Below are 7,808 nucleotides of genomic sequence, written 5' to 3'. Positions count from 1 at the left end.
CAGCGCGGACGGCTCGCCCGCGGACAGGGTCATGTCGGTGCGGATGCGCGCGGGCGCCGGTGCGCTCGTGAGGCTCTGCGCAAGCGGGAGTCCGCGCTGCTGGGCGGCGAGGTCGGCGACGGCGCACTCGACCGCGCTGCGAGCCGCGGCATTGCCCCACACTGCACGGGCGATGTCGGCGGCGATCCCGGGATCACCGACGTTCCGTCCGAGCACGACCTCGGCGAGGGGTCCTGCCACCACGGCGGCGACGCTCTGCGGACTCTCCCCCGTCACGCGCCAGCTCACGGCGGCTTCGCCGTATCCTCGACGACCGTCGACGTCGCTCACCTCGACGAGCACGACGTCGAGGTGCTCCGTCTGCCGCACCGCCGTGACGAACGGACGCACCAGGGGCGACGGGACGCGGAGCACGCGGATGCGCTCCACGGCACTCAACTCAGGACTCCGCTCAACTCAGGACTCCGCTCATGCCCACTCCTTGCGCATGCGCTGTTCGGGCTCACCGAACTCCGGCTGCGTGCGGGTGGCGCCGTCGGGGTGCCAGCCCTTCGCCTCGTAGAAGCCGATCGACGGCGCGTTCGCCGCGAACACCCACAGCGCCGCGGCCTCGGCCCCGCCGTCCCGCAGGTCCGCGGTCGCCTGCGCCAGCAGCGCACCGCCGATCCCACCGCCATGGGCGCGTGGCGAGACGTACAGGGAATGCACGGCCCCGTCGATCCGCCCGTCGTCGGCAGTGGTCGCGGCGTACCGGGTGATCCCGACGATCCCGCCGTCGCGGACGGCCACGAGCACGACGCCGACCGGTTCGGCGAGCACCCGGCGCCACAGGGCCTCGGCACGCTCATCGGTCATCGCGTCGATCGCCGCGTCGGGCAGCACACCCCGGTAGCTCTCGCGCCAGCACGCGAGGAACACCTCGAGCACCCCGGACAGGTCGTCCGGGGTGGCGGGGCGCACCTGGAGGCTCACGATGCCGCGGCCTCCGTGAGCACGAGGGAGTCGATGGAGGCGACGGGTTCGGGCATCTGCAGCGGTCCGACACCGGGCGTGATGGTGCCGAGGATGCGCGGCTCGCGCGCTCCGGTGCCGCCGGGGACGATCGCGGGGACGCCGTGCATCGTGGACCAGCCGATGAGCGCGAGGAGGATCGCCTCCTTGCTGTCGGCCGCGGCGCCCAGCTCGTCGGCCAGCACGACCTCGGTGTCCGGCAGCGCGGCGCGCAGTCCGTCGAGGATCAGCGGGTTGCGGCATCCGCCGCCCGACACGGCGAGGAACCCGATGCCGGCGGCCTGCACGTCGCGCGCGACCGTGCGGACCGTGAGCTCGGTCAGGGTGCGCACCACATCGGCGACCGGGATCTCCCGGTTCTGCGCGGCGAGGTGCTCGTGCACGTAGCCGAGGTGGAAGTGCTCCTTGCCCGTGCTCTTGGGCGGGGTGAGAGCGTAGTACGGGTCGTCGAGCAGAGCAGCCAGCAGCCCCTCGTCGACCTGACCGGTGCGGGCGATCGCGGCGTCGTCGTCGTAGCCGAGCGGGTTGAGGTCGTGCTCGACGATGACCGCGTCGACCAGTGCGTTCGCGGGGCCGATGTCGTACGCGACCAGGCCGTCCTGCCGCACCACGGTCATGTTCGAGATGCCGCCCAGGTTGAGGGCTGCAGAGACCCCGGCGCGCGAACGCAGCAGCAGCTCGTCGAGGAACGACACCAGCGGGGCACCGTGGCCGCCGACCGTGATGTCGCGGATGCGGATGTCGGAGACCACGGGGGCGCCGACCTTCTCGGCGATCCAGGCCGGCTGCCCGATCTGCAGGGTGCCCAGCGCGTGCGCGCCGTCGACCCAGTGGTAGACGGTCTGCCCGTGCGAGCACACGGCATCGATACCGCCGACCTCTGCCGCGATGTCGGCCGCGACCGCGGCGAACGCCTGCCCGATGAGGGTGTCGAGCTCCGCCACCTCGGCGAGCGTGGTCTGCGCCGGTGGCAGCGCAGCGATCAGGCGCGCCCGCAGCTCGGGGGCGTAGGGCACGCTCGTCGCCGCCAGCACCGTGCCGTGCAGATCCACGCCGTGGGCGGTGAAGCCGCCACTGGTCGTGAAGTCGACGACGGCGGCATCGATCCCGTCGTGCGAGGTGCCGGAGATCAGTCCGAGGACGCGCATCAGTTCTCCTCCAGTGCGGTGCGCAGCCGACCGTCGGCCGCGTCCAGTCGTGCGGTGGCCGCGGCGAGGTCCTCGCCGCGGCGGATCATGATCGACGCGAGCTTCACGTCGTATGAGGCCGCCTCCAGTGCCGCCTTCGCCGCGCCCCGATCGACATCCGCGATGGTCTGCACCATCCGGATCGCCCGCTCGCGGAGCTTGTGGTTGGTGGCCTTCACGTCCACCATCAGGTTGCCGTAGGCCTTGCCGTTTCGCACCATCGAGATGGTCGAGAACATGTTGAGCACGAGCTTCTGGGCCGTACCCGACTTGAGCCGCGTCGAACCGGAGAGCACCTCGGGGCCGACCTCGACCTCGATCCCGTGCTCCGCCGCCGCGCTCAGGGCGGTCCCGACGTTGCAGGAGAGACCGATGCTGAGGGCACCGCGTTCGCGCGCCCGACGGACGGCGGCGATCACGTAGGGCGTGCGTCCGCTCGAGGCGATGCCGATCACGGTGTCGAGCGGACCGATGCCCGCGGCATCGATGGCCGCAGCGCCCGCTTCCGCGTCGTCCTCTGCTCCCTCGACGGGGTTCACGATCGCGCCCGGCCCTCCGGCCATGATCGCGAACACCAGCTCGGGCGGGGTGCTGAAGGTGGGCGGGCACTCCGAGGCGTCGAGCACACCGATGCGGCCGGGGGTGCCCGCGCCGACGTAGATCAGGCGTCCGCCCTGCGCCATGCGATCGGCCGTCGCCTCGATCGCGGGCACGATCTGCGTGAGGGCACGTTGCACCGCGGCGGGCACCGTGGCATCCGCCTCGTTCATGGTCTGCGCGAGTTCGGCGACGCTCATGAGGTCGAGCTCCGCATAGCGGGGATCGCTGGCCTCCGTGGCCAGTCCACCGAGATCCTCCATGGTCATCGCTTCCCTCTGTTCCGGGGATCGAGGCTGTCGCGCAGCCCGTCGCCGAGCAGGTTCAGTCCGACGACGAGGAGCACCACGATCACGCCGGGCGCGATCATGGTCCACGGGGCGATCGTGACGAGCGTGCGCGCCTCGAAGATCATCGAGCCGAGCGAGGGTGCGGGCGGCGGCGTGCCGAGTCCGAGGAAGCTCAGCGAGGCCTCGGTGAGCACGGCCCACGACAGCGAGAGCGTGACCTGCACGATGATGATCGACGTGATGTTCGGGAGCACGTGGCGGAACATGGTCGCCATGCGGCTCTGGCCGGTGCTCTTCGCGGCCTTGACGTACTCGACCTCGCGTAGCGACAGCACGGGCCCGCGGGTGACGCGGATGAAGATCGGCACGTAGACGATCGCGATGGCCACGGCGATGGTGAACCAGTTGCGCTCGAACACCGAGGCCAGCGAGAGCGCGAGCAGCAGCGGCGGGAAGGCGAACAGCACGTTCGTGACCGCGGTGATCGCCCCGTCGGAGAAGCCGCGGTAGAACCCGGCGATGAGCCCGCACACGGTGCCGACCACGGTCGCGAAGGCCACGGCGACGACCGAGATCAGCGCCGAGTTGGCGACACCGGCGGCGACGCGCGAGAACACGTCGCGCCCGAACTGATCGGTGCCGAACCAGTGCACGGCCGACGGCGGCTGCAGGCGGGACGGCGGGTCCTGCGCGAGCGGGTCGAAAGGCAGCAGGCCGAACGCCGAGACGAGGCTCAGCACGGCGAGCAGGACCACGATGATGAGGCCGGTGAGTCCGCTGCGGCTGCGCAGCAGGAGACGCACGCGCTCCATGGTGCGCCCGCCGCCGGGGGCGAGGGCCGGAGTCTGAGAGATGTCGGTCATGCGGCACGCACCCGAGGATCGATGACCCGGTACAGCAGGTCGGTGAGCAGGTTGACGATGACGAAGGCGAGGGCGATCACGAGGACGGTGCTCTGCACGAGCGCGTACTCCTTCTGCTGGATGCCGAGCAGCACCTGGCGCCCGATACCGGGGAGCGAGAAGATCTGCTCCACCACCACGGCACCGCCGAGGAGGTAGCCGAACTGCAGGCCGGTCATCGTGACGATGGGCACCAGCGCGTTGCCGAGCACGTGGCGCACCTGCAGGCGACGCGGGGGGACGCCCTTCGCCCTGGCGGTGCGGATGAAGTCGTTGGAGCGGATCTCGAGCACAGCCGTGCGGGTCGTGCGCATGATCGGTGCGGCGATGCCGAAGCCGAGCACGATCGAGGGCAGCAGCATCTGCTGGAGGTTCAGCAGCGGGTCCTCGAAGAGCGTGGCGTACGCCTGACCGTTCGGGTTGAAGCCGAACGACGAGGCGAGGATCGCCAGCAGCGCGGTGCCGAGCAGGAACGCGGGGATCGAGAGCCCGGCGAGACCGACGACCTGACCGACGCCGTCGCGGAACGAATCGGGCTTGGAGGCGGAGAGCATGCCGAGCGGGATGCCGATGGCCAGCGCGATCACGATCGAGAAGATCGCGAGCTCGAACGTCACGGGGAGGGCGGCGGCGGTGAGGTCGAGGACGCTCGTCTGCGCCCGGGACGAGAAGCCGAGGTTGCCGGTGAAGATGTTGCCCAGCCACGAGAAGAACTGCACGACGAGCGGCTGGTCGAGGCCGTAGTAGGACTCGAGGGCGGCGCGCTGCGAGGGCGTGAGAGCGGCCGCCTCGGTGCCGAGGCCGGAGCTGATCTGGTCGCCGGGGATGGCGCGCAGCATCAGGAAGACGAAGATGGCGACGCCGAGGAGCGTGCCGAGGGCTGCGAGGATGCGTCGCAGCACGCTGTTGCGGAGGAGCTGTCTGAACATGCGCGTGTGTGGGTGCCTGTCGTCGGGGAGGGAGGGGGCGCGGGGTGGCCGCGCCCCCTCGATCCGCTACTTGATGGAGGTGGTCCGCAGGTACTGCAGCGAGCCGTTCACCATCGGGACGAAGCCGTCGACGGTCGACGCGGTCGCCGTGTAGGTGTAGCTCGTGAACAGCCAGATCCACGCGGCGTTGTCCTCGAGGTTCTCCGAGACCTGCGCGTAGATGTCCTTCCGCTTGTCCGGGTCGGCCGTCTGGCGGCCCTCGGCGAACAGTGCGTCGAGCTCGGGCGAGGAGTAGCCGGCGACCTTGTTCAGGTTTCCGGTGCTCGTGAAGTACCGGCCGTACATGCCGTCGGGGTCGGGGCGACCGCCGTTGAGCGCGACCGCCGCGTCGAAGTCGGCCGCGATCCAGCGGTCGACGAACGCGCCGGACTCGAGCACCTCGAGGTCGAGCGTGATGTTCGCGTCCGCCAGCTGGGCCTTGAGGTTCTGCGCCTCGTTGACCGAGGTGGCGTACTCCCCCTGCGAGACGATCGTCTTGATGGTGACGCCGTCTTCCTTGCCCGCCTTCTTCAGGTACTCGGCGGCCTTGTCGAGGTCGCGCTCGGGGCACGGACGGGCATCCGGGTCGGACTTGTACGCGGGCGAAGTGATCGGGCCGGTGACCTCGCCCTCGCCGAGCGCAGCGGTGTCGAGCACCTCCTGACGGTCGATCGCGCACTGGATCGCGAGGCGCACGTTGACGTCGGTGAGGTCGCCGCGCGTGGCGTTCAGCTGCAGCGCGTGGTAGCTCAGCTGCGGGGTCGTGGCGACCTCCACATTGGCACCCTCGGCGGTCTGCGCGACCAGCGGGTCGTCGAACACGGCCAGCTGCACGTTGCCGGACTGCATCGCCGAGACGATCGACGACTCGTCGGGGATCACACGGAACTCGACCGTGTCGAGCAGCGCGGTGTCTCCCCAGTAGTCCTCGTTCTTGGCGAGCGTGATCGACTGGCTCGCCTTGCGGTCGCCGAGGATGAAGGGGCCGGTGCCGTTCGGCGTGGTGTTCAGCCCCTCTTCGGTGTCGTCCGAGGACAGCATCGCCATGTTGATCACGGCGAGGTTCGCGGGGAGCGCGGCGTCGGGAGCGCTGAGGGTGAGGGCGACGGTCTTCTCGTCGGTGGCCTCGACCGCGGTGACCGAGGCGAGGGAGCTGCGCGCGACGGCGGCCGTGGCCTCAGCCGCGATCGCGTCGAGCGAGTACTTGACGTCTTCCGAACCGAAGGTGCTCCCGTCGGCGAACGTGACGCCCTCGCGCAGGTGGAAGGTCAGGGTGAGGCCGTCTTCGGAGACGTCCCACGACTCGGCGAGGCCGGGGACCACGTTGAGGTCCTCGTCGAACTCGGTCAGCGTGCCGTACAGGTTCTGCAGCACATTGACGGCCTGGAACTGGGTGGCCTTCCAGGGGAACAGGGTGTCCGGGTCGCTGGTGACGCCGATGACGAGGTCGCCGCCCGCCGCGCCCTCGGAGGGCTTCGGGTCGGACGCGGGTGCGGAACACCCGGTGATGACGAGGGCGAAGGCGAGGCCCGTCGCCGTGAGAGCGCCGAGTGACGCCCAGCGTGCTGTGCTCATTGCTGGATCCTCCTGAATGTGACGCGCCGCCGTGGCGTCGGGTCAGGCGCTGTTGCCTGCCGCCCCAGTGAACGTCGTCGGTCGTGGTTGGTACCAAAAGTACACGAAGGTCACTACAGATGTAACAGAAGTTCCTCTACTGTTATGAACAGTGATCGGAGACCCCATGCCTCATGAAGCCGCCCGCGACGATGCCGGCGCACACCCCGTCCTCGTCCGCATGCGCGCGATCCGCCCCGAACTGCGTCCGAGTGAACAGCGCATCGCCGATCTGTTCCTCGCCGACCCCGCGGGCACCGCCGGCCTCTCCGTCGCCGAGCTCGCCCAGCGCTGCGACACCTCGACCACCTCGGTCGTGCGGTTCTGCAAACGCCTCGGATACGAGCACGTGCGCGAGCTGCGCAACCACGTGCTGCGCGACGTCGAGCGCGAGACCTTCGACACGGCCGCGCTCCCCGCCGTCTCCGGCGACATCGACCGCAACGACACCCTGACCGACATCGTCGCGAAGGTGTCGCTCGCCGAGACGCTCTCCCTCGCCGACACCGCCAAGGTGCTCGACACCGATTCGCTGCGGGCCTCGGTCGACGCCATCACCTCGTCGACCAGGGTCGACATCTTCGGTGTGGGCGCGAGCTCCATCGTCGGACTCGACCTGCAGCGCAAGCTCACCCGTATCGGACGCACGGCGCTGGAGTGGTCGGACCCGCACGCGGCGTGGACCTCGGCGGCGACGCTCGGCCCCGGCAATGTCGCGATCGCGGTGTCGCACACCGGTGCCACCACCGACACGATCGAGTTCCTGCTGCTCGCCCGGCAGGCCGGGGCGACCACCATCGCGATCACGAACCACGCCGGCGCTCCATTGGCCGATCAGGCCGACATCGTGCTGACCACCGCTGCCCGTGAGACCGGCTTCCGCTCCGGCGCCCTGGGCAGTCGTATCGCCCAGCTCATGGTCGTCGACTGCATCTTCATCGGCGTCGCCCAGTCGAACTACGACCGCTCGATGGAGGCGCTGCGCGACACGTTCGCCGCCGTGCACCGCGTGCGGACGGCGGGGGCGTGACCGACGGGATCGCACGCGCGCGGACGGGACTGTTCACCGCCTTCGCGGGTCTCGGGGTCACGGCCGCGTTCGTTCCCGCCATCCTCCCCTCCGCCGAGCGGGCGATCGCGGCCGACCTCAGCGCCGCCGTGCCCGCCCTGTTCGCCGGACTCCTGGTCGGGGTGCTGGCCTCGAGTCCGCTGCTGATGCGCCGGCCTCCGCGCACCGTG

At 70.3% G+C, this 7,808-nt stretch carries 8 protein-coding genes and 1 pseudogene; 2 read left to right on the top strand and 7 right to left on the bottom strand.

Going from position 1 to position 7,808, the window contains the following annotated elements:
- The 7 genes and pseudogenes from B2869_RS16135 to B2869_RS16105 form a co-directional block, all read right to left on the bottom strand.
- A pseudogene (locus B2869_RS16135) lies at positions 1-429 on the bottom strand (hypothetical protein); the annotation flags it as partial.
- A gap of 39 nt (positions 430-468) precedes the next feature.
- Positions 469-972: a GNAT family N-acetyltransferase gene (locus B2869_RS16130; protein WP_292768797.1), complete on the bottom strand. Its 504-nt coding sequence runs from the start codon at positions 970-972 to the stop codon at positions 469-471.
- Entirely contained in the window at positions 969-2,159 is a 1,191-nt protein-coding gene (locus B2869_RS16125) for an anhydro-N-acetylmuramic acid kinase (RefSeq protein ID WP_292768794.1), read from the bottom strand. Before B2869_RS16125 ends, B2869_RS16130 begins: the two co-directional genes overlap by 4 nt.
- Complete coding sequence (gene murQ / locus B2869_RS16120) at positions 2,159-3,064, bottom strand: N-acetylmuramic acid 6-phosphate etherase (protein WP_292768791.1); 906 nt, start codon at positions 3,062-3,064, stop codon at positions 2,159-2,161. The genes B2869_RS16125 and murQ overlap by 1 nt, the downstream gene beginning before the upstream one ends.
- Positions 3,061-3,948: an ABC transporter permease gene (locus B2869_RS16115; RefSeq protein WP_021198224.1), complete on the bottom strand. Its 888-nt coding sequence runs from the start codon at positions 3,946-3,948 to the stop codon at positions 3,061-3,063. Before B2869_RS16115 ends, murQ begins: the two co-directional genes overlap by 4 nt.
- Positions 3,945-4,916 carry an ABC transporter permease gene (locus B2869_RS16110; RefSeq protein ID WP_021198223.1) on the bottom strand — a complete coding sequence of 324 codons (972 nt, stop codon included), beginning with the start codon at positions 4,914-4,916 and terminating at the stop codon, positions 3,945-3,947. Before B2869_RS16110 ends, B2869_RS16115 begins: the two co-directional genes overlap by 4 nt.
- A 66-nt stretch (positions 4,917-4,982) precedes the next feature.
- Positions 4,983-6,530 carry an ABC transporter substrate-binding protein gene (locus B2869_RS16105; RefSeq protein WP_292768783.1) on the bottom strand — a complete coding sequence of 516 codons (1,548 nt, stop codon included), beginning with the start codon at positions 6,528-6,530 and terminating at the stop codon, positions 4,983-4,985.
- 166 nt (positions 6,531-6,696) lie between these two features.
- Between B2869_RS16105 and B2869_RS16100 the strand changes: the two genes are divergently transcribed.
- Positions 6,697-7,599, top strand: a complete 903-nt coding sequence (locus tag B2869_RS16100) for a MurR/RpiR family transcriptional regulator (protein WP_029266345.1) — start codon at positions 6,697-6,699, stop codon at positions 7,597-7,599.
- Positions 7,596-7,808 (top strand): hypothetical protein (locus tag B2869_RS16095; RefSeq protein WP_292768780.1); only part of this gene is annotated, 213 nt, incomplete at its 3' end. The genes B2869_RS16100 and B2869_RS16095, both read left to right, overlap by 4 nt.

The sequence above is a fragment of the Microbacterium sp. UBA3486 genome (genome assembly GCF_002377845.1).
GTDB classification, from domain to species: Bacteria; Actinomycetota; Actinomycetes; order Actinomycetales; family Microbacteriaceae; genus Microbacterium; species Microbacterium maritypicum_A.
This window is presented reverse-complemented; position numbering and strand designations above follow the sequence as displayed.

Coding starts and splice junctions, on each gene's coding strand:
- B2869_RS16105 (WP_292768783.1), bottom strand. CDS start 6,530: ATGAGCACAGCACGCTGGGCGTCACTCGGCGCTCTCACGGCGACGGGC.
- murQ (WP_292768791.1), bottom strand. CDS start 3,064: ATGACCATGGAGGATCTCGGTGGACTGGCCACGGAGGCCAGCGATCCC.
- B2869_RS16115 (WP_021198224.1), bottom strand. CDS start 3,948: ATGACCGACATCTCTCAGACTCCGGCCCTCGCCCCCGGCGGCGGGCGC.
- B2869_RS16110 (WP_021198223.1), bottom strand. CDS start 4,916: ATGTTCAGACAGCTCCTCCGCAACAGCGTGCTGCGACGCATCCTCGCA.
- B2869_RS16125 (WP_292768794.1), bottom strand. CDS start 2,159: ATGCGCGTCCTCGGACTGATCTCCGGCACCTCGCACGACGGGATCGAT.
- B2869_RS16100 (WP_029266345.1), top strand. CDS start 6,697: ATGCCTCATGAAGCCGCCCGCGACGATGCCGGCGCACACCCCGTCCTC.